The sequence below is a fragment of the uncultured Nisaea sp. genome (assembly GCF_963974195.1).
Classification (GTDB): domain Bacteria; phylum Pseudomonadota; class Alphaproteobacteria; order Thalassobaculales; family Thalassobaculaceae; genus Nisaea.
Genome location: NZ_CAXBDC010000036.1, coordinates 1 through 18,391 on the forward strand (window position 1 = coordinate 1; position 18,391 = coordinate 18,391).

Here is an 18,391-nt window from a genome sequence, read left to right on the forward strand (position 1 = left end):
CTTTCGGCTCCGACGTGTCCGACGCAACCTCCGCCCGGAAGCTGCTGAACAAGCAACTCGCCCCGCGCGGCGACCGGCGGGCCGTGCTGGATTTCGACGCCGAGGCCAATGCGCTGGCCTTGGCACCCTTCTCCGACGCGGAGAAAGTCGGCTCCGCCTCGGTCAAGATCGACGGCGAGATCGGCCGCAAGTTCGGGATTGAGTGGTATGCCGATGACGGCGTGCTGACCCATACCGCGGGCACCGCCAGTGACAGCGGCAGCTTCACCATCACCGCCAATCTGGCGGGCACCGGGGCAACAAGTGTCGCCCTGAAATCCGACACCGGCAGCCCGACCCTGAAGGCGGGCGATATCGTCAGCTTCGCCGGACACGCCCAGAGCTACGCGGTGACGGCGGATGCGGTGCTCGATGGCAGCGGCGTCTCCGTTGCCATCAACCCGGCCCTGAAAGCGGATGTCGCGGCCGATGCGGCGGTGACCGTCACGCCGAGCCATGTGGTCAATCTGGCCTTTCACCGGGACGCCTTCGCGCTCGCCATGCGGCCGCTCAGTGCCGGCACCCAGGACCTTTCGCTCGGCAACCAGATCCTGTCCATGACCGATGCCGAGACGGGCATCTCGCTGCGGCTGGAGATCTCCCGGCAATACAAGCAGACGGTCTGGGAGTTCGACGTGCTCTGGGGCGTGAAACTGGTCCGCCCGGAACTCGCCGTCCGCATCGCCGGCTAACGCCTCCGTTCATCTGCCTCCCCTGCCTGGCCCGGGTCTCCGTCTATCGGAGCCCGGGCCGCTTTTTATTCAGCATTCGTCAGACCGAAGGGGCCGTTCCATGTCCGAGCCTGAAGCCGACCTGTTGCCGACCGTCACGCTGCAGCACCGTTATGGCGAGCAGCGCCTGCTCGCGAACCGGGCGGATTACATCCACGAAAAAGACGGCCGGTTCAGTGACTGGCTGCTGTCGGACGACGATCCGGAAGTGCAGCCCCCGCCTTGCCAATCTGTGCCCTGCCGATCCACTCCGGCCCATGTCCCGGCGCCCGCTGCGGCACCCGTTGCCACCATGATGGCGCCGCCAAGCGTTCCCGCGCTTCCGCCCGCGCCCGTCGTCCCACACGGAGCACCGCGGCCCGGCAAGCGGCGGCGGCGGGGGAGGCGGAAATGAGCCTCTCGGTCGGCGAAGACACCTATCTCGCGGTCGCGGACGCGGATGCCTATTTCGCCGCCCGCAATGCGGCGGGATGGGCGGCGGCGCCAATGGTCGCACGGGAAGCCGCCCTGCTTCAGGCCACCGCCTATATCGACGGCAGCTACGCCTTCCGGGGCCGCATCGCCGATCCGGGCCAACCGCTGTCCTGGCCACGGCGGGATGCGGTGGACAGCGAGGGCCGGTCCCTTTCCGGCATTCCGCGCCGGGTCGAGCACGCCACCGCCGAGCTGGCGCTGATCGCGCTGGCCGGTGATCTGACACCGCCACTGGAACGGGGCGGCAAGGTGCTGCGGGAGAAGGTCGGCCCGGTCGAGGTCGATTACATGCCCGGCGCCGTGTCCGGCCGTTCCTATCCATTGATCGATCTGCTGCTGAAGCCGCTGCTGCGCTCGGCCGCCAGCCATGAGGTGATACGCGCATGACCCCGCTCGGATCTTCGCTTTCAGGTGTCGCCGCCCGGCTGATCACCCGCTACGGCGCCCCGATGGTTCTCAGCAAAACGGAAGCGGCCAGCTATGATCCGGCGACAGGAAACGTCACCGGAACGCCGTCCGACCATCCGCTGCTGGGCATCGTCGAAAGCGTCTCGGCGGCCTTCGTCGGCGGGCTGGTGCAGAACGGCGACCTGCTGGTCACCGTCGCCGGAGAGGACCTTTCCGGTATCCGCCCCGCGCCGGGCGACCTGCTCCGGATCGACGGTACGGCGCATGACGTCGTCAATGTCACCACCATCGCCACCGGCACCGAGCCCCTGCTGTTCCGCCTGCTCGTCAGGCGCTGAGGAGAATAGAGATGTCCTTCACCAGTGCCCGGCGCGCGGTCGAGAGCTATTTCGGCGCCAACTGGCTGCTGACCCCGATCGCCTTCGAAAACGTTGCCTTCACCCCGCCCGCCACCCCGCCCGGGGACGGGCGCTGGGTGAAGCTGATGATCCTGCACGAACAGTCGGAGCAGGCCGCGCTCGGCAGCCCGGCACTGCACCGCTACCGGGGCCGCATCCTGATCTACTGCTTCACCCCGCTCGGCGGCGGGGCCCAGCAGGCAACGGCCCTCGCCGATGCCGCCGCCGCCCTGTTCGACGGCGCGCTGATCGCCGGTCACGTGCTGCTGCCGCCGGAAATAACCGGGGACGAGGATATCGACGGTGCCTACCGGGCAACCGTCGCCATCCCGTTCTGGCGCGACGAAATCCACTGATTTTCGCCTCTATCCCTAACCTCACGTCCAAGGAGACCACCCATGGCGGATTCAAGCCGCACGGAACTCGCCTATGCAAAGGAATCGCTCTGGGGATCGACCCCGGCATCCGCCCTGACCAAACTCCGCTTCACCGGCGAGAGTCTCGGCTACACGATCGCCACCACCAGCTCGTCCGAAGTCCGGGCCGACCGTCAGGTCCCCGACCTGATCCAGACCGGCGCGTCGGCCTCGGGCACGGTCAATCTGGAGCTGTCCTACGGCGCCTACGACACGCTGATCGAAAGCGCCCTGTTCTCCGTCTGGTCCGCCCCGCTCGCCATCTCCGTCGCGGACGATATCGCGGCGGACGCGAGCGGCAGTGCCTTCACCAGCAGCACAACGGACTTCGTGGCGGCCGGGATCAAGGCCGGCCAATGGGTCCGGATCGGCGGTTTCGCGGCAAACAGCGGTGAGAATAACGGCCTCTACCAGGTCAGCGCCGTCACCGCGAACAGCCTCACCGTGGCATCCGCTCCGGCAAGTGACGAGGCGGCGGCCGGGCTGACCGTCAGCATCGACGGCTCGATGATCCGGAACGGGGTCTCGGAAACCGCGCTGACACTGGAAAAGGCCTTCACCGATATCGGCCAGTACATCGCCTTCACCGGCATGGTCGCCGACACCATGGATCTGCAGATCCAGACCGGCCGGGTGCTGACCGGCAGCTTCGGCTTCATGGGCGCTTCCGCCTCGATCGGCAGCGCCACCGTCGGCACCGGTTCGGCCATCCCGGCCCTGAGCAACCCGGTGCTGAACGCGGTCAACAATATCGGCCAGGTGATGGAAGGCGGCGCCCCGCTCGACGGCATCTTCCTGCAATCGCTGTCGATTTCGCTCGCCAACGGGCTGCGCGGGATCGGTGCGGTCGGCAGCCTCGGGAATGTCGATATCGGCACCGGCCGGTGCCAGGTGACGGGCCGGGCCAGCTTCTATTTCGCCGATGGTGCGCTCTACGAGAAATACCTGAACGGCACCCCGACCAGCCTATCCTTCCGGGTCACCGACGCGGACGGCAACGCCTATGTCTTCACCCTGCCGCGCGTCCGCCTGACCCGGGGCAGCATCGCCGCCGGGGGGCCGGACCAGGACGTGATGGCCGACTTCCAGTTCCAGGCAGTGCGCGATCCGGCCACCGGCGCGACCGTCCAGATCGACCGCATCGCCGCCTGATCGCGGACACACCCTCATTCCAAAAGGACAGACAATGGATCTCTCGAAATTCAAGGCCGACCGCACCGCCGAGGATGAAGGCGTCTGGGTTGCACTGGACGGCGACGATACAGGCGCGCGGGTCAAGCTCGCCCGGATCGGCAACCGGCGGTATCGCGAGGCGATGCAGCGCCGGATGAAACCGTTCCGCCGGGCCCTGCGCGCCGGAACACTGGAAGAGGCGACAGCGGAGCGGGTCACCGCCGAGGTGCTGGCGGAAACCGTGTTGCTCGACTGGCAGGATCTCGCACTGGACGGCACGGCGCTGGCCTATTCGCCGGACCGGGCGCGCGAACTCTTGCTCGACCCGGCATTGCGCGATTTCCGCGATCTCATCGTCGAGATGGCGACCGATATCGAGCTCTACCGGCAGCAGGATCAGGAGGAAGCGGAAAAAAACTTGCCGCCTTCGTCCGCTGGCAGGTCGCCTGGGGAGGACGGCAGGACTTCCTGACCCTTCTCGCCGAGCAAAGCGGCACATCACCCTCGGCCCTCAGCGAGAAACCGGAGCTGTTTCCGGATCTTGAGCGGGTGGCCCGCGCCTTTGCCCTGCTGACGCGCGGGCGGCCGCTGGTCGCCACCCCGTTCGGCACGGCCGAAGGGGCCATCCCGCTGGCCGAGATCGCCGCCTATTGCGGGCTTTTCGGCATCACGGACCCGGACGAGTTCGTGCCCCTGCTCCGCACCATGGACGAGGCCTATCTCCGCACCCGCGCGGAGCAGGCTCCCCCGCACACCAAGAAGAAGGACTGATCCGCCATGCCGATCCGCCGCCTGCCCGAGGATGGAGCCGCCGCCGGTATCTACACCTTGCTGGAGGCCATCGAGACCATGCCGCCGGTCCTCAGCCGCGCGGAATCCGCCTTCGACCGGCTGGCCGACAGCATCACCGGCGCACTCGACCGGATCGGGGCCGCGCTCGACACGTTCGAACGCCGGAGCCTGACGCCGCCCGCTCCCGGGATACAAAATCCGGGCATTCAGGAGGCCGCCTTCACCTCCATCGACGCCGATCTTCTCTCCCTCGGCGAAGACCGGCTGCATCTGGAAGACCTGATCACGGAGTCCATGGTCGAGCAACTGACCGCATCGGAGAATATCGCCTCCGCCCAGGAAGATGCCGCCCGGCGCAGCGATGCGGCATGGGGCTCACTCTCCGACGATATCGTCGGCGATTTCGACCGGGCCTTTTCCGGTATTTCGGAGAGTGGCGCGGAGACCTTCTCCACCCTGTGGCGGGGCATGGCGGCGGGGCTCGACCAGACCATCTCGGCAATCGACTGGGATGGCCTGTTCGGCCCTGTCGCCGGGCAATTCGCCGATGCCGCATCCGGCCTTCTCGGCTCGCTCGGCGGCCTTGGCGGTACTGGCGGCGGCGGGCTTTCCAGTCTGTTCGAGGCCGGCGGCTCGCTGCTGTCCAGCTTTCTGCCCGGTCTCGGCGGAGGAGGCGCTGCAGGCGGCTCCATGCTTTCGGGCATTACCGGCTCGCTCGGCAGTACCGGGGTGATCGGCGCCATCGCCACCGCCGCCGTTTATGGCCTGAACGAGCTGTTCAAGGACGAGGATTATCCTTTCGCCAGAGCGGAGATCGGCATTCAGAACGGCACGCCCACCGCCGGAAGTTCCATGGAGCTGGATGGCGGACCGCTGGACAATATCCTGCAATTGCAGGACCGGGTGCTGACGGCCCTCGATGCGATGACCAACCGGCTTGGCGCATCCTTCTCCGGCGATGTCAGCGACTTTCTGCAGATCGGCTATTCCAGCGGCCGCAAGTCCATCCTGCCGTCCGGCTATTTCGTCGCCGGTCTGGAGGCAGGCGGCGATTTCAACAGCGGTGCCGACTTCACCGGGATCGAGGATGAAGAGGAGCTGATCGGACGCGCCATCGAGCTTGCCTTCGCCAAAGCGGCACGGGACGGCACCCTGACCGGCCTCTCGGACGATGCCGGGGCGGATTCTCGGGGCCAGAAAACATTCGAGGCAGGCATCGAAAAGCTGCTCGCCGCACCGTTCGAAAGCCTGGAGACATCCCTGCGCCGGATCGCTTTCCTCGCCAGCTTCGAGGAGACCGTCGCACTCTTCAGGGACGGCACCGAAAGCGTCGATGCCTATACCCGCTCCCTCAGGGCCCAGCGCGCGGCTCTCGAGGAAGCGGCACAGGCCGCCGCAGGCGATGCCTTCGAGCCGATCCGGTTGTTCATGGAAGATGCCGCTCTGCTGTTTGGCGGCGGCGAGGAGCAGGACGCCGCGTCCGGTTTCCGCCTCGATCAGGCGGGCGACGCGGTTCGGGGCATGACCCGCGATCTGCTCGACACGCTCTCCCTGAATGGCCTTGAAGCCCCGCTCGAAGGATACGCCTTGCTGTACGAACAGCAGGCCGCCCAGATCACCGCCCTTGTCCCGGCACTGGAAGAACTGAATCAGGAACTGGCAGCACTCGGGCTGGAGACCATCGATGTCGCCGCCGAGATCAATGCCGCCAACGAGACACTGAGCGCGGAAGTCCGGACCCTTTTCCTGAAGGAGCTGGATGCCGGGCTTTCTCCCGAACGGGCGGCCGCGCAACAGGCGATGGATGACAGGGACAGCCTGCTGCAACAGGCCGAACAGCTCGGCTACGGGCAGGACCGGGAGATCCTCGGCAAGATCGAGGCGAACTTCACCGCGGAACTCGACCGGCTCGGATTTACGGTCGGCGAGAGCGGCAATCTGCTGCAGACCTTCGCCGACAGCATCGAGGCGGCCACCGCCGGACTCGACCGGCAAATCACGGCGCAGGAAAATTCGGTCGGGGAATTTGTCCGCCTGGCGGAGAGCCTTGCAATCGCCCGGCAGGATTTCGCCCTCGACAGCACCCTCTCGCCGCACGCACCGCTGGACCGGCTGGCACAGGCGAAAGCCGGGTTCGAGGAGCTTGCCGCCGCCTCCGCCGATGGAGATCTGGAAGCACGGGAAGACCTGGCGGCCAGCGCCCGCACCTACCTGACACTGGCGCGGGAGGTCTACGCCTCCAGCGAGGCCTATACCGATATCTTCCATCAGGTCGACGCGGTGCTCGCCTCGGCCCTGCATGACACGGAAGCCCAGGTCACGGCGGCCGAACGCCAGCTTGATGTTCTGATCGAAATCCGCGACCGGCTCGGCCCGCCCAGCGCCACGGGCGGCGCCATGGAATTCCGCGCGGCTGGCGGCGGGCAGTATCGTTCGGAAAGCGGCGGGCCGGTCGGGGCCGGGTACGATCTCGGCTACAACCCGGAGCGCAACATCGCCATCCTGACGGCTCTCGATGCCGCTGGTCTGCCCCTGCCCAGCGGGTTCGGCGAAGGCCAGCTCTCCCGGCTCAGAGCAGACAATCAGGCCGTGGATGCGGTGGTCACCGCCATGGGCTTTGCCAATGGCGGGATCATGACCGCAAGCGGCCCGGCCCGGCCCGCGCCTTATGACGGCGGCATTACCAGCGATGTCTCCGTCGCCCTGTTCGGTGAAGGCAGCCAGCCGGAAGCCTATGTCCCCCTGCCGGATGGACGGTCCATTCCCGTCACCCTCAGCCTGCCCGCCAACGACGATAGCGGCGGCACCAGCGAGACACGGGACGCCTTGCGCCTGCAACGGGCGGACAGCCGCGCGCTGGTGCAGGAACTGAGGAGCCTCAACCGGGAGGTCGCCGCGCTCAGGGACGACAATGAACGGCTCAGCCGCGTGCTCGGCCGGGCCTTCTCGCGCCAAACCGCCTGAAGGAACAAAGATGTCTCTTTATGACGAGCTGATCGCCGATCCTTTTTCGATCCGGCGCTATCTGGCGATCCTGGAGCCGTATGATTCCGGTCTGGAAACAACGGTTCCACTTTATCTGAGCGACCATGGCTTCACGACCGAGCCGGACGAGGTGCCGGGCAACCAGTATTTCGATGCAAGGCTGCTCTCCGCCATCAGTTTCGAGCGCCATCTCCATCGCAGCGGCCAATTGGAAGGCCGTTCGGTGCCCGGCTTCGGCACCCTCGACATCAACAATGCGGACGGCGCCCTCGATGATTGGCGCAGCTTCGCGTTCGACGGCCGCCGGGTCCGGTTACTGCTCGGCGGCGACCGGTTCCGTCTCGCCGACCACAGGACTGTATTCGACGGCACGGCGGAGCGTATCGAGTTCGACGACGACCGGATACGCCTGCATCTCCGCGATTTGCAGGTGCTGTTCGAACGGCCGTTGCAGCAGAGCCTCTATCTGGGCACGGGCGGCAGCGAAGGCGATGCCGGGCTGAAAGGCCGCCCGAAGCCGTTATGCTATGGCCGCTGCTTCCATGTCCCGGCGGTGCTGATTGACGCCGCGACCCTGACCTATCAGGTGCATGACGGCCAGATCTCCGGGATCGATGCCGTCTTCGACAGCGGCCTGGCCCTCAGCGCGGGGACCGAACCGCCAGCGCCGTCACATTATGCCGTGGATCTGGCGGCAGGCACCTTCCGCCTCGGCAGCGCGCCGGATGGCCCGGTCACCGCCCATGTTCGCGGCGATGCGACGGGCGGCGCCTATGCGGAAGACGCGGCTAGCCTGATGCTGCGCATTGCCATGCGCGCCACCGGGCTGTCGCTCATCGACTGGGGGGCTTTCGCGGCTCTCACCCTCGCGGCCCCGATGGCGGCCGGTTTCTTTGCCAATCAGGAGACCGGAATGCTCTCCGCCCTCGACAGTCTGGCGGACAGTATCGGCGCGCATTTCGGGTTCAACCGGCAGGGCCAGTTCACCGTCGGAAGACTGACGGAGCCCTCGGTAACGGCGACGGAAAGTTTCGATGACAGTGCCATCGTCAGCCTCGAGCGCGAGCCATTCGCCTTGCCTATCTGGCGGCAGAAACTTGGTTATGCCCGCTATTGGCGCCCGCTTTCGGACGGGGAAAGCGCGGCTGCACTCGGCGCGGAAGCGCGGAGCGATCTGGCCGCGTCCCATCGCTATGCCGACGCATCGGATCCGGCAATCCAGATCCGGCACAAACTCGCCGGTGACACCCAGAAAGACGGATTGCTGGCAACCGCGTCGGATGCCGGGGCGGAAGCGGCCCGGCGCCTCGCTCTCTTCGGGATAGCACGGGATCTTTTCCGGGTCCGGGTAAAGACCCGCCCCTACAGCCTCTCCATCGGCAGCACCATCCGGATCAGCTACCCGCGTCACGGGCTGGCGGGGGGACGCAATCTGGTGCTGGCCGGACTGTCCGAAGACAGCGCCTTCGACGAAGCCGAACTCACCCTCTGGGGATAGAAACCGATGAGCAACATGCTGATCGTCTACCGGAATTATCTGGACGCGGCCGCCCTCGATGGCGGGGACTGGAGCAGCGGCCTGCCGCTGGACAATCTCGCCCACCCGCATCCGAGCCGGGTCGCCCGGTCCACCGATACCGATCCGGCGTCTTCCTGGTTCAAAGTGGATTTCGGCGCCCAGCGTCCCGTCAGCTTCGCCGGTATCCTGAACCATAACCTGAGCCAGCGCGGCACCTGGCGGGTGCGTCTGTTCAACGCCGATCTGGAGCAGCCTGAACTCGATACCGGCACCGTGCCGATCTGGCCCCGCGTGGTGCCGTTCGGCACCGGGCACTGGGGCGAGTTCCAGTGGGGCGGGCATCTCGATACCGAGACGGCGGAGACCTACGGTATCGGCTCCTACGCCATTCTGCCGGCGGCACGGCGCGTGCGCTATGTGCGCGTTGATCTCGAGGACCCGGACAATCCCGCTGGCTATCTGCAGGCCGGGCGCGCTCTGCTGGCCCCTGCATGGACCCCGAGCGTGAACCTGCAATATGGCTGGAGCATCGAGCAGGTCGATGAAAGCCGGATCGTGAAGTCGCGCGGCGGTCAGGCCTATTTCGACGGCAAACCCAAATACCGCCGCCTGCGCTTCCGGATCGAGCATCTGGATATCGACGAGATGCTGGCCAATGCCTACGAGCTGGAACGGCTGAAGGGCACCGGCGGCGACATCCTGGCGATGGTCGATCCGGACGACACCGCCCATCTGCACCGGCGCACGGTCTATGGCCGGATCGCCGAGACCACCCCCATCGTGAACGATTTCAACGACCGTTATTCCAAGGAATTCGTCATAGAGGAGCTGTACTGATGACCTGGTCCGTGACCATCGGCGACCGCACTTTCACCGACGCCAATCTGGACGGCAACGCCTATGCCGAGGAGGAGTCCGGCTTCCCCGCCATCGTCCGCGCGGTTGCGGAGGAGACCGCCGCGCTGAAGGGCGTGGCCAGACTTTCCGCCTCTGCGCTTACACCCGCGACCGGCCCCGTCGCCTTCACCCTGCTTTCCGTCCCGCCGCCGGGCTGGAAAGCCGGGCAGGTCTTGCGCGTGACCAGTGCGGGCGACGCGACGCATTTCATGGCTGGCACGATCTCGACGCTCAACGGCACGGCCCTGACCATGGAGGTCAGCTTTGCCGAAGGCGCCACCGAGCGGAGCGACTGGGTGCTGACCTATCCGCTTTTCACCGCGTTCCTGGAACGTGCGGGCGGAACAATAACCGGAGCCCTGAAGATCGACGGCCATTCCCCGGCCCTGAACGCACCGCCCGGCCAATACCTCAATCTCCGGATGATGCGGGATGACCTGCCGCATCTGGATTTCGGCCTCGACGACGCTCCGCTGACGGACACCGCTGGCGGCAGCCTGATTTTCCTGCACACGTTCGACAATTCCGGCGCCTGGACCGGCCGGCCGCTGGAAATCAACCGGGCAACCGGCGAGATCAAGACAATGGGTCTTAACCTTCAGGGCTATGCCCTGGCTGACGGGAACCTGCGCGGCACCCGGATGAGCATCGAGGACCTTGGGGCGGTCGGCGCCGGAACCGTGACCATCAATGCCTCACGCTGGAACGCCTTTGCCGTGACCCTGACCGGAAATGTCGCCTTCAATTTCGAGGCGCTCGACCTCGGCTTCACATACACGCGAAGGTTCCTGATCACCCAGGGCGGCGCCGGTGGGTTTGTGCCTTCCTGGACTCTCGGCGGCAGCGCCAGCGAAGTCAGGCGCCTAAATGCAGTCCCGAACTATGCAGCCCAGGCAGCGGGCACTGTAACCCGGGTCACCGCCGAGGTCTGGGGCAACCAGCTCCGGCTCTGGGAGGCGGAAGAGAGCCCGTGATGCGGACGCCTAGGAAGATGGCAAGCCGCTGAAAGCAATTTACCATCTCGTGATGTCAGAACGGCTTCCCGGACTGCGCTCTTTTCGCTTTTAGCTCTTCGACTTTCAGAAGGAACCGTTGCATCGCATAAAGACAGGGGAAAGCGTCACCTGCCGGCCGGTTGACATTAAGCCTCAGGTAAGCGCGCAGCCCCGGAGATATCTTCCTGAAGAGCTCTTCCGGCAAAGTGCGGGCCAGAAAACGGTCCACGCCTTGAATCGTAGGCTCAAGATTTGCGGCCCGGAGGCGATGGGCCATCTCGTCATGATCAAGGTCATGAAGGTAAGCCTTGATATTCACTACACTGGAAAGAGCCGTTCTTTGCCCCAAAGTTTCAGTGATAACATCACGGTGCCGCCGCCACAGAATCATCGATCTCCCAGGTGGATCAAAGGCCGGATGATCAGCGAACGGGATCTTTGCAAAGGCCGAGGGTTGAGAAATTTCGAGCGCACGTCGCGCCAGACTTTTCTCATTGGTGAGATCCGGCGCGGTATTCTGGAACCTGGCAACAATCCGCCGAGACAGAAAAGGGCTGCAGCTCGATGTGAATCCGCCGACGGCCAACTGGTTCTTCATGATGAAACTGCTCACGCGCTCTTCACTGTAGAGCCGCTGCTTCCATTTGCTGACACTCGCTTCATCGGGGCTATCAGGGAACGGATGGCGATCAAGGACCATCGACAACAGATCGGGGAAAGCCGCAATCCGCTCGTCCTTGAAAGTCAGGAAGCCGAGTTGGGAAAAAACACCTCCCAGATCCGTTGTCGTCTGCCCCCAGCCGAATGTCTCGTCACCCCACAACATCAATGCATCGGAAAACTGCTCAAGAAACCCATCGCCTTGCGGCCAGACCTGAAAATTATTCGAAAGGCCAGCGCTTCGATAAATCCCCGGATCAGCGGAGGCCGGAAAATTCTCCAGGCTCCATTGCCATGAATGATGCCTGGCACCGGCTGCGGCGGCGAGAGCCGCGCCTGCGCCGTGATCATCCATAACCCCGGGCTCGCGTCTTTGTCCGGTCCAGGAGATCGCCTCAAAATCAGATCCGCTCGCAAGAAGCCTACTGGCAAGAAGACGGGAATCGACACCACCAGACAGGAACACCACAGAGCGGCGCCCCGTATGTCTGATCCGTTTCAGGCTCTCATCGATATCCTGGACGAGTTCTTCGGCGTTTTCGTATCCAGGCGCCGCTTCGCGTTCCGCCCGAATATAATTGCGGACAGCGCCCGCTTGCCCGGGAGCAAGGGTCAGATGCTGTCCCGGCCCCAGTGTGGAAACATCCTTTAAAAGTGTCCGCCCGCAGAGTGTGTAGCCCGCAGTCAGAACCATCGCAGCGGTATCGGCATCAATATCACCGCTGGAAAAGGCTCCGGCTTCCAAAGGATCATCGGTGATGTGGAGAAGCCCTCCCTCTCGCACGAGATAGAGCGGGTATCCAGCGAACGGATCCGTCGCCAAATCGAGCAGCTTGCTCTCGGAGTTGAATAAAACCACCCAGAAGCGGCCCTCCGCACGATCAAGGAGCGCCTGCATACCTCGCTCAAGCAACGCATCAAGGTTCGGGTGAGTTTCATCGAGCGGATCGTCATCTATCCAGAGTGCCCCCCGAAACAGGAGCGTCACGGGACCGCGGGCAATTTTGGTTACCGGAGAACCCCAGACCGGTCCGTTCTGACCGTTACCAATATCCACGATGGCACCGTCGCGGCAGGAAATTCTCATTAGGCGGCCCCCTCGTCCTTAACCAGCTCTGATCGCATTCAAAGAACTAACCGTGCAACCCCGGGCGTATCAAGCGATTGAGCGCTCGTCTGTGACTTCCCCCGTCATCCTCAAGGAGTTGAAACATGTTGCCCAGACCATTTCTGGCCACTCTCGGCCTGCTCACAGCATTGCCGGGATGCGCCGATCCCGGTGCCGCTGCGGAAATTGAAATCCGCAAGGCCAATGCGCTCGCCGCCATCCGGGCCGTGCGCGACGGCTACTGCGCCCTCTCCCCCGCACTCCGGCAGCGGTTGCGGGATGAAGGGGATATCGATCCCGCGCTGGATAGCTGCACCAATTCCACCGAAACCATTCTGCAGGAGACAAGACCATGAAATTCAACGCAACCTGGCTGCTGGACCGTTTGGCTGAACGAAGCACCTGGATCGGCCTGACAGGATTTCTCACGGCCACCGGCGTCTCCCTGGAGCCGGAGATCGGCGAGGCGATCGGGGCTGTCGGCGTTGCCCTCGCCAGCCTGATCGCCATGCTGACGAGAGACCGCTGAACGCGGCGAAGGGAGTGCCTTCCATGGACCAGGACGATGCCCGCCGCGTGGTGCGGGCGACATTGACCGAACTCGGCCTCGACGTCACCTCGCCGGAACGGGTGATCCAGGCGCAACACGATTTCGCCTACCTGCGCCATCAGCGGAACCTGTCGGAGAAAATCGGCGTCGGTGTCCGGCTGATAATGCTGACCAGCATCATCAGTGCCGGGCTCGCCACCATCTGGCTCGGCATCCGGCATTCCCTTCGCTGACCCCAGAAAGCGGACCCTCGCAAACGATTTACCGCCAGTGATCCTCCACCCAGCCGCGCCCGATCTGGTGCGGCTTGGGCACTGTCGGAAAGGTCACGATCCTCGCATCGGTCTGCGCCAGAGAAGCCGAGTCGAGATCCGGATGAAATTCCCGGTAAAGCTGGGCAAGACCATGTGGAAACGTGTCGATCCCCGGCATGCATTCCTCAATCCAGTCCTGATCTCCGGGCAATCGGTCCAGATCACTCTTCTTGATGCGCTTATAGACGGGTGCGGCGAAGGCCCTGTCGAACAGCATGACGGAGGAATTGAAACTGGGCGCGTCGGGGTGCTCCAGAATATGGAACCCCACCTTTAACCCTTCGATGAAACTGAGGTCACCGACCACGACCGTATCGAGATCGAGGTAGAAAACTGTCTGGTCCACGATCTGTGATCGTGGATCGAACAGAACCAGCTTCGTCCACCATCCCCGGATTCTGATGCCCGAGATATCGATGACATCGACCTCCGGCCGAAGCCCTTCCGGATCTTCCGTAAAACAGACAAAACGCCAGTTTCCCGGCAGATGCCGGCGGACCATGGCATAGAGCCGGTTGACGTAATCCGGGCCGTATTTAGTCCCGTGCTTGACGCAGGCAACGGTCAGATGGTCGAGATCGACCGGCCGCGCCTCGGGCCGTTGTGACGGCAGTCCATCACTTGACAGCGTGCGGGCCCGTCTGAGCGTACGGTCAAGAAACGGGGCCTCGACCGCCTGCGGAAACGCCTCGACCACCTGCGCGGCGCGCGCATAATCACCTTCGTTGATGTGGGCGCGAGACAGCCGTGCGAGCACCGATCCAAGAAACCGCCCCTGCTCCTTGCCCGGCGCGGGCCCGAAGGTCTTGAGTCCGAGTGCAAGGGTCTCTTCCAGCATCCCGATCGCGGCGCCGAATGTCCCCTGCATATAGAGCACCCTGGCCATAGCGGCCAGAACGTTGACATCGGGTGCATCTGCCGCACGGAGGGGCTCGAGAAGAGCCATCGCTTCGTCATGGCGGCCAGTATCGATCAGCAGATAGGCAAGTTTGAAGATATAGACCGGGTCTTGCGAAGCTTCCGAGTACAGGATCCGCATATGGACGAGCGCAGCCTCATAATCCCGCTCCAGATGAGCGGTGCCGGAATCCTTGCCCCTGCGGGCGCCCGCGCCCTTTGTATAATGATGCACCAGGGCCTTGCGGATCTCGTGCGTGCCTTCCGCAGTGGCGGCCTCTCGTATACGCGCTTCGGCTTCCTCTACTGCTTGCCGGTCTCCCTCGAAGATCCTGCGTGCAAGTGTCGTCATTAACTGTCCAGACTGGCTGCAAATGATGCCGGTCACGCCCGGCCGTCTCCTGATCCCGCGCGCAATATGCAACAGGCCGCCTGTCTTGCAAAAGACGGAGACCCCATAATTCTCGGCTAAGGAATATGATTACGGCTTCAGCAAGATTCTGTCCGCCAGATCGACACGTTCCGACGCGCCGGTGATATGGCCAACGATCATGCCGAATGGCCCTTCCGCTTCCAGACGGACAGGAACCCAGGCGCCGCCATCGGTCAGCCGGGCCACCCAGAGCCGGGTCACGGCATCTGTCTTGTCCTCTCCGAACCAGGGCTTCTTGTAGCCGCCGGCAAGGGTCTCGTATGTCACGTCACACAGCTCCGCCGGGCCGTCGAAAACACTGTATTCCGTCTTCTTCAGAATGTCGGAGCCGGCGTGGGACAGACGAAAATCCGTACGTGTTCTGCCGTTGAAAACCCGCAATTCTTCCTCGCAGGGATTGTCCTTGGCGGTAAGCGCGAGCGAGACGACCGCCGCGTAAGGGTCGATCGTGTCCCGTTGCAAATCTTCCGGCACGGCATCCCGTTTCTCCGGGTCCCGCGGCGGATGCATGACCACCGCCGGAGCATCTCCCGCACGGTTGGTGAGCGCGATCCGGCGCGGCTTGCCGTTGAAAGTTCCGTTGCTGCGATATGTCTCGGGTTTGATGCCCGTGCCGGTCACCTGGCCGGAGCCCTCGCTGGTCACTTCGATCGGGAAGAAATAATCGAGAATGCCAAGGGACCGGGCATTGGTCGTGACCCGGTAGGCCGAGCTTTCAACGGCGATTTTCGAGTCGAACGCGGCGACGGAGAATCCACCGAAATAGATCGTATAGGAGAGGTCGAGCTCCCGGGCCTCGGCTTTTGCAGCCAGCAGGGCGCCACCGATCAGTCCCAAAAAAAACCACCGCATACCCCGCCCTCATGTGCGTTTTGCGTATGGCTTTAAGTAAGGGAACGCGGCGGCGGATCAAGTACCGCCGCCGCGCCCAGAGTGTTTTTTAGTAGCGGTAGGTCTCGGGCTTGAACGGGCCTTCCTGCGTCACACCGATATAGGAAGCCTGCTCATTGGAAAGCTTGGAGAGCATCGCGCCGACCTTCTTCAGGTGCAGGGCGGCGACCTTCTCGTCCAGCTTCTTCGGCAGGACATAGACCTGCTTTTCATACTGGCCGGCATTGTTCCAGAGCTCCATCTGGGCGAGCGTCTGGTTGGTGAAGGACGCGCTCATCACGAAGCTCGGATGGCCAGTGGCGCAACCGAGGTTTACCAGGCGGCCTTCGGCCAGCAGAATGATCCGCTTGCCGTCCGGGAATTCGACCTCGTCGACCTGTGGCTTCACATTGTGCCAGGTCAGGTTACGCAGCGGCTCGACCTGAATTTCGTTATCGAAATGGCCGATATTGCAGACGATGGCGCGGTCTTTCATGACCCGCATATGGTCCATCGTGAGGATGTCCTTGTTGCCGGTGGCGGTGACGAAGATATCACCGCGCGGCGCGGCCTCTTCCATCGTCACGACCTCATAGCCTTCCATCGCCGCCTGCAGGGCGCAGATCGGATCGATTTCGGTGACCAGCACGCGGGCACCGCCGTTGAGCAGGCTGGCAGCCGAGCCCTTGCCGACATCGCCGTAACCGGCGACGACCGCGACCTTGCCGGACAACATGACGTCGGTGGCGCGACGGATACCGTCGGTCAGGCTTTCGCGGCAGCCATAGAGGTTGTCGAACTTGGACTTGGTGACGCTGTCATTGACGTTGATCGCCGGAACCTTGAGCGTTCCCGCTTTCGCCATTTCATAAAGGCGATGCACACCGGTCGTGGTCTCTTCCGAAACGCCACGGACATCGTCCATCAGCTCCGGATAATCCTCGTGCATCATGATCGTCAGATCGCCGCCGTCATCCAGCAACATGTTCGGGGTCCAGCCGTCCGGGCCCTTGATGGTCTGGCGCAGGCACCAGTCATACTCTTCCTCGGTCTCGCCCTTCCAGGCAAAGACCGGGATACCAGCGGCCGCGATGGCGGCTGCGGCCTGGTCCTGGGTCGAGAAGATGTTGCAGGAGCTCCAGCGGATATCGGCGCCGAGATCGACAAGGGTTTCGATCAGCACAGCAGTCTGGATGGTCATATGCAGGCAACCAGTGATGCGCGCGCCGGCCAGCGGCTTCTTACCGGCATTTTCCTCGCGCAGCGCCATCAGGCCCGGCATTTCGGTTTCGGCGATCGCGATTTCGCGACGGCCCCATTCGGCGAGTGAAATATCGGCGACTTTGTAGTCGGTGAAAGCGGCATCGGCCATGCGGCAGCTCCTTGCACTATTTCTATCCGGCGTCACTGCCGGTACGCGGTCGGATTGGGCTATAACAGTCCCGGAAAATAGGGGCAAGCAGGCAAAGGGCAAGGGGCCGCATTGACAGCACCCCATAGCCCGCCTTATCTGGCCGGCCCGCTGCCTTCTGAAAGACCGATCCGATGCCCCACCACTCCTCCTATATCGCCGCCATGGGCGGAAGTGACGCCGACGACGCCTGGGCCATTCACACAGAGGCCCGCAAGCGTTACCGGGCGGGCGATACGGACGTCATCGTGCTGTCGGTGGGCGATCACGATTTCACGACGGACGACCGCATCGTCGAGACAGCAGTCACCGCGCTGCGGGACGGCAAGCACCATTACACGGCAAGCATTGGCTTCCTGCAATTGCGCGAAAAAATCGCCGCCTATCACAGCACGCGCATGGGCGAAGCGGTCACGGCGGCGAATGTCGCGGTCATCCCCGGCGCCCAGTGCGGCGTCTTCACCTCCGGGCTGGTGACTCTCAATCCCGGCGATCACGTCATCACCTTCGATCCGATGTATGTCACCTACCACGGCGCGCTGATCGCCCGTGGCGCGACACTGAGCCAGGTGCCGCTGCATCCGGGGAACAGTTTTATTCCCGACCCGGCCGAGATTCGTGCCGCCCTGCGCCCGGAAACCAAGGCGATGGTAATCAACTCGCCGAACAACCCGACGGGCGCTGTCTGGCCGCGCGAGACCATGGAGGAGATTGCCCGGATCTGCATCGAACACGATCTCTGGCTGATTTCCGATGAGGTCTATTGCTCGATGACCTACGAGCAGCCGCATTTCTGCCCGCGCCTGATCGACGGCATGAAAGATCGCACGCTGTCCGTCTACAGCTTCTCCAAGGGGCACGCGATGACCGGCTGGCGGCTGGGCTGGATCGTCGCCGACCCGGATACTATCAACGCCGTCGAGCAGGTCATGGGCTCCATGCTGTTCGGCTCACCCCCCTTCATCCAGGAAGCAGCCATGACGGCGCTGGACGAAGCGGTCGATACGGTGGACCGCATTCGCGACCTCTACCGGCAGCGCCGCGACCGGGTCTGCGAGGCGCTGGCCGCCGTGCCGAAGGTGAAGGTCCGGAAGCCGGATGCCGGCATGTTTCTCATGCTCGACATTCGCGAGACCGGCATGGATACCGTCGATTTCGCCTGGAAACTGCTGGAAGAACAGAAACTCGCCCTGCTTCCCGGCGAAGGCTTCGGCGACATGCTGGCCGGGCACCTGCGGCTCAGCTTCGGCGCCTCGGACGAGACGCTGGATGACGCAGCGCGGCGGCTCTCGGCCTTTATCCAGAAGCACGGGTGAGGCAC

General features: G+C 63.9%; 20 protein-coding genes. 16 read left to right on the forward strand and 4 right to left on the reverse strand.

The annotated features are described in order from the left end of the window. The 12 genes from AAC126_RS09855 to AAC126_RS09910 form a co-directional block, all read left to right on the forward strand. The coding region (locus AAC126_RS09855; protein ID WP_339852783.1) for a P22 phage major capsid protein family protein at positions 1–731 on the forward strand (731 nt) is incomplete at its 5' end. Between the two features lie 100 nt (positions 732–831). Beyond that, complete coding sequence (locus AAC126_RS09860; protein WP_339852786.1) at positions 832–1,164, forward strand: hypothetical protein; 333 nt, start codon at positions 832–834, stop codon at positions 1,162–1,164. Beyond that, positions 1,161–1,631, forward strand: coding sequence for a DnaT-like ssDNA-binding protein (locus tag AAC126_RS09865; protein WP_339852788.1), 471 nt, complete (start codon positions 1,161–1,163; stop codon positions 1,629–1,631). The genes AAC126_RS09860 and AAC126_RS09865 overlap by 4 nt, the downstream gene beginning before the upstream one ends. Continuing rightward, the gene (locus tag AAC126_RS09870; RefSeq protein ID WP_339852791.1) at positions 1,628–1,990 is read left to right on the forward strand and encodes a hypothetical protein; all 363 of its coding nucleotides are present in this window, start codon (positions 1,628–1,630) and stop codon (positions 1,988–1,990) included. Before AAC126_RS09865 ends, AAC126_RS09870 begins: the two co-directional genes overlap by 4 nt. An 11-nt stretch (positions 1,991–2,001) precedes the next feature. Continuing rightward, positions 2,002–2,406, forward strand: a complete 405-nt coding sequence (locus AAC126_RS09875) for a phage tail terminator-like protein (RefSeq protein WP_339852793.1) — start codon at positions 2,002–2,004, stop codon at positions 2,404–2,406. Positions 2,407–2,448: 42 nt separating this feature from the next. After that, positions 2,449–3,618 carry a phage tail tube protein gene (locus AAC126_RS09880; RefSeq protein WP_339852795.1) on the forward strand — a complete coding sequence of 390 codons (1,170 nt, stop codon included), beginning with the start codon at positions 2,449–2,451 and terminating at the stop codon, positions 3,616–3,618. 34 nt (positions 3,619–3,652) lie between these two features. After that, on the forward strand, positions 3,653–4,111 hold the full coding sequence (locus AAC126_RS09885; RefSeq protein ID WP_339852797.1) for a hypothetical protein: 459 nt from the start codon (positions 3,653–3,655) through the stop codon (positions 4,109–4,111). 77 nt (positions 4,112–4,188) lie between these two features. After that, entirely contained in the window at positions 4,189–4,410 is a 222-nt protein-coding gene (locus AAC126_RS09890) for a hypothetical protein (RefSeq protein WP_339852801.1), read from the forward strand. 6 nt (positions 4,411–4,416) lie between these two features. Further along, positions 4,417–7,395 (forward strand): hypothetical protein, encoded by a 2,979-nt coding sequence (locus AAC126_RS09895; RefSeq protein WP_339852804.1) that lies wholly within the window; start codon positions 4,417–4,419, stop codon positions 7,393–7,395. A 10-nt stretch (positions 7,396–7,405) separates the two neighbouring features. Further along, complete coding sequence (locus AAC126_RS09900) at positions 7,406–8,914, forward strand: hypothetical protein (protein ID WP_339852806.1); 1,509 nt, start codon at positions 7,406–7,408, stop codon at positions 8,912–8,914. A 6-nt stretch (positions 8,915–8,920) separates the two neighbouring features. Continuing rightward, on the forward strand, positions 8,921–9,772 hold the full coding sequence (locus AAC126_RS09905) for a hypothetical protein (RefSeq protein ID WP_339852807.1): 852 nt from the start codon (positions 8,921–8,923) through the stop codon (positions 9,770–9,772). After that, positions 9,772–10,806 (forward strand): hypothetical protein, encoded by a 1,035-nt coding sequence (locus AAC126_RS09910; protein ID WP_339852808.1) that lies wholly within the window; start codon positions 9,772–9,774, stop codon positions 10,804–10,806. Before AAC126_RS09905 ends, AAC126_RS09910 begins: the two co-directional genes overlap by 1 nt. A gap of 55 nt (positions 10,807–10,861) precedes the next feature. On the opposite strand, the gene AAC126_RS09915 is transcribed toward AAC126_RS09910, so the two are convergent. Then, entirely contained in the window at positions 10,862–12,574 is a 1,713-nt protein-coding gene (locus tag AAC126_RS09915) for a hypothetical protein (protein ID WP_339852809.1), read from the reverse strand. Between the two features lie 125 nt (positions 12,575–12,699). On the opposite strand from AAC126_RS09915, the gene AAC126_RS09920 reads away from it, so the two are divergent. Genes AAC126_RS09920 through AAC126_RS09930 form a run of 3 tightly spaced genes read left to right on the forward strand, consistent with a single transcriptional unit; the run spans position 12,700 to position 13,378 of the window. Then, entirely contained in the window at positions 12,700–12,951 is a 252-nt protein-coding gene (locus tag AAC126_RS09920) for a hypothetical protein (RefSeq protein ID WP_339852810.1), read from the forward strand. Next, positions 12,948–13,124, forward strand: a complete 177-nt coding sequence (locus AAC126_RS09925; RefSeq protein WP_339852813.1) for a hypothetical protein — start codon at positions 12,948–12,950, stop codon at positions 13,122–13,124. Before AAC126_RS09920 ends, AAC126_RS09925 begins: the two co-directional genes overlap by 4 nt. A gap of 23 nt (positions 13,125–13,147) precedes the next feature. Further along, entirely contained in the window at positions 13,148–13,378 is a 231-nt protein-coding gene (locus AAC126_RS09930; protein WP_339852815.1) for a hypothetical protein, read from the forward strand. A 28-nt stretch (positions 13,379–13,406) separates the two neighbouring features. Here the strand turns inward: AAC126_RS09930 and AAC126_RS09935 are convergent, their stop codons facing one another. From AAC126_RS09935 to ahcY, 3 genes are all read right to left on the reverse strand, one after another. Further along, a complete protein-coding gene (locus tag AAC126_RS09935) occupies positions 13,407–14,708 on the reverse strand; it encodes a tetratricopeptide repeat protein (protein ID WP_339852818.1) in 1,302 nt (433 codons plus the stop codon). Between the two features lie 129 nt (positions 14,709–14,837). Continuing rightward, complete coding sequence (locus AAC126_RS09940) at positions 14,838–15,641, reverse strand: DUF3108 domain-containing protein (protein WP_339852819.1); 804 nt, start codon at positions 15,639–15,641, stop codon at positions 14,838–14,840. Positions 15,642–15,729: 88 nt separating this feature from the next. Further along, positions 15,730–17,031: an adenosylhomocysteinase gene (gene ahcY / locus AAC126_RS09945; protein ID WP_339852822.1), complete on the reverse strand. Its 1,302-nt coding sequence runs from the start codon at positions 17,029–17,031 to the stop codon at positions 15,730–15,732. A 173-nt stretch (positions 17,032–17,204) separates the two neighbouring features. Between ahcY and AAC126_RS09950 the strand changes: the two genes are divergently transcribed. Continuing rightward, positions 17,205–18,386: a pyridoxal phosphate-dependent aminotransferase gene (locus AAC126_RS09950; RefSeq protein WP_339852824.1), complete on the forward strand. Its 1,182-nt coding sequence runs from the start codon at positions 17,205–17,207 to the stop codon at positions 18,384–18,386. Positions 18,387–18,391: the final 5 nt, after the last annotated feature.